Raw genomic sequence first — 2763 nt, 5'->3', positions numbered from 1 at the left:
TCGCTCAGCTTCGCCTGTTCGTCGGCTGTCAGCTTGCTGCCGGTCGGCTTGCCGGCCCTCTTGCGCGCAAAGACCAGCAATGACAGCCCGCCGAGGGTCACCAGCAGCACCGGCGCGCCCCAGAGCAGCACCGTCTTCATGCCGATACGCGGCTTCAGCAGCACGAACTCGCCATAGCGCGAGACGATATAGTTCAGCACCGCCTCGTCGCTGTCGCCATCGGCGATGCGCTCGCGCACCAGCAGGCGCAGATCCTTGGCCAGATCGGCATTGGAATCGTCGATCGACTGGTTCTGGCAGACCATGCAGCGCAGTTCGGCCGACAGGGCGCGGGCCCGCGCCTCGAGCGCCGGATCGGCCAGCACCTCGTCCGGATTGACGGCAAAGGCGGGAGCCGCCATCAGCAGCAAAGCGAAAGCCAGCAAGAGACGCCGCATCATTCCGCCGGCTCCATTGCAGCAGCAGACTTCGCGGCTTTCGCCTTCCTGCGAGGGGCGCCGACGCGCAGGCGGCGGTCGGTGAGCGAGACGAGGCCGCCGAAGGCCATGATCACCGTTCCGCCCCAGATGCAGAGAATGAACGGCTTCCACCAGATGCGCACGACGATGCCGCCGTCCTTGGTGGCGTCGCCGAGCGAGACATAGAGCTGGCTGAGCCCGAAGGTCAGAATGCCGGCCTCCGTCGTCGGCATCTGCCGGGCGGTGTAAAGACGCTTGGCCGACCAGGTATCGGCCACCGCGACACCGGCGCGCCGGATGGTGAAGTGGCCGCGCTCCTCGGTATAGTTCGGCCCGGTCGCCGGCTGCATGCCGTCGAAATGCAGGCTGTAACCGCCGGCCTCGGTGATCGCGCCGGGCTTCATCTCGATGACGTATTCGCTCTGGAAGGTCGTGACGGCGACGATGCCGAGCACGGTGACGCCGAGCCCGGCATGGGCAAGAGCGGTGCCAAAGGCCGAACGCGGCAGGCCGGAAAGCCGGCGCCAGGCGACACTGGCGGAAACCTTGCCGATGCCGGCGCGATACCAGAGATCGGCGATGGCGCCGAGGATGAGGAACAGGCCGGCCGCCAGCCCGAGCACTGACAGCACCGGTCCGCCATGTTGGACATAGAAGAAGACCACGGCGGCCAGGAAGGCGAGAGCTGCGACGACATAGAGCCGCTGCAGGGCGCCGAGCAGATCGCCGCGCTTCCAGGAAAGCATCGGCCCGAAGGGCACGATGACGATCAGCGGCGCCATCAGCAGGCCGAAGGTCAGGTTGAAGAAGGGCGGTCCGACGGAGATCTTGTCGCCGGTCAGCGTCTCCAGCAGCAGCGGATAGAGCGTGCCTGTCAGCACCGTGCCGCAGGCGACCGTCAGGATCAGATTGTTGACGACGAGCGCGCCCTCACGCGAGATCGGCGCAAACAGCCCGCCGGCAGCGAGCCGCGGCGCGCGGAAGGCAAACAGCGACAGCGCCCCGCCGATGAAGATCAGCAGGATGCAGAGAATGAAGACGCCGCGGGTGGGGTCGCTGGCAAAGGCATGCACCGAGGTCAGCACGCCGGAGCGCACCAGGAAGGTGCCCATCAGCGACAGCGAGAAGGTGAGGATGGCGAGCAGCACCGTCCAGATCTTCAGCGCCTCGCGCTTTTCCATGACAAGCGCCGAATGCAGCAGTGCGGTGCCGGCCAGCCACGGCATGAAGGAGGCGTTTTCCACCGGGTCCCAGAACCACCAGCCGCCCCAGCCGAGTTCGTAATAGGCCCAGTAGGAGCCCATGGCGATGCCGAGCGTCAGAAAGGTCCAGGCGGCCAGCGTCCAGGGCCGCACCCAGCGCGCCCAGGCCGCGTCGATGCGGCCTTCCAGAAGGGCAGCGACGGCAAAGGAGAAGCAGACGGAGAAGCCGACATAACCGAGATAAAGCAGCGGCGGGTGGATGGCGAGACCGATATCCTGCAGGACCGGATTGAGATCGCGGCCCTCAGCCGGCGCCGGATCGAGCCGCAGGAAGGGATTGGAGGTCAGAAGAATGAACAGCGTGAAGGCGACCGAGATCCAGGCCTGCACGGAAAGCACATTGGCCTTCAGCGTCTCCGGCAGATTGCGCCCGAAGACGGCGACCAGCGCGCTGAACAGCGTCAGGATCAGCAGCCAGAGCATCATCGATCCCTCGTGATTGCCCCAGACGCCGGAATATTTATAGATCAGCGGCACCAGCGAATGCGAATTCTCCCAGACGTTCTCGACCGAGAAATCCGAGACGACATGGGCATAGGTCAGCACGCCGAAGGCGAAGGCCACCAGCGCGAACATCGCCAGCGAGCCGATCGTCGCCACATCCATCATCGCCCGGTCGTGACGACGGGCGCCGATCACCGGCACGATGGAGAGGATGAGCGCCGTGGCCAGCGCCAGCACCAGCGCGTAATGGCCGATCTCGATGATCATGGCGTCGCCTTCACTTCCTGGCCCTGAGCTTGCTTGCCCTTGCTCTCCTCGCCTTGCCCTTCCTTCCACAGCCCCTGCTGCTTCAGCCGGTCGGCCACATCCTTCGGCATATAGGTCTCGTCATGCTTGGCAAGCACGGTGTCGGCGACGAAGACATTCGTTCCCGGCGTAAACATGCCTTCGGTGACGACGCCCTGGCCCTCGCGGAAGAGATCGGGAAGGATGCCGGTATATCTCACCTTGACGGCATTGGCGCTGGCGTCGGTGACGGCAAATTCCACGGTCGAGCCGGTGCCGCGCACGACGCTGCCCTCGCCGACCAGGCCGCCGAG

General features: G+C 65.5%; 3 protein-coding genes. All 3 read right to left on the bottom strand.

Features of this window, described 5'->3' with window-relative positions; all coding sequences use genetic code 11:
* A partial coding sequence (locus ACMUVN_RS33220) for a cytochrome c-type biogenesis protein CcmH (protein WP_414816047.1) occupies window positions 1-440 on the bottom strand: 440 nt, incomplete at its 3' end.
* Entirely contained in the window at window positions 437-2431 is a 1995-nt protein-coding gene (locus ACMUVN_RS33215; protein WP_414816046.1) for a heme lyase CcmF/NrfE family subunit, read from the bottom strand. The genes ACMUVN_RS33215 and ACMUVN_RS33220, both read right to left, overlap by 4 nt.
* On the bottom strand, window positions 2428-2763 hold a 336-nt coding region (gene ccmE, locus ACMUVN_RS33210), incomplete at its 5' end, for a cytochrome c maturation protein CcmE (RefSeq protein ID WP_414816045.1). The genes ACMUVN_RS33215 and ccmE, both read right to left, overlap by 4 nt.

Source organism: Rhizobium sp. IY2 (assembly GCF_047532935.1).
GTDB lineage: Bacteria > Pseudomonadota > Alphaproteobacteria > Rhizobiales > Rhizobiaceae > Rhizobium > Rhizobium anhuiense.
Note: the sequence above shows the minus strand (reverse complement) of the source record. Positions and strands in the feature narration are given on the sequence as shown.

Excerpts from the sequence above, each read along its gene's own strand:
- ACMUVN_RS33215 (WP_414816046.1), bottom strand. The coding sequence starts at position 2,431 with ATGATCATCGAGATCGGCCATTACGCGCTGGTGCTGGCGCTGGCCACG.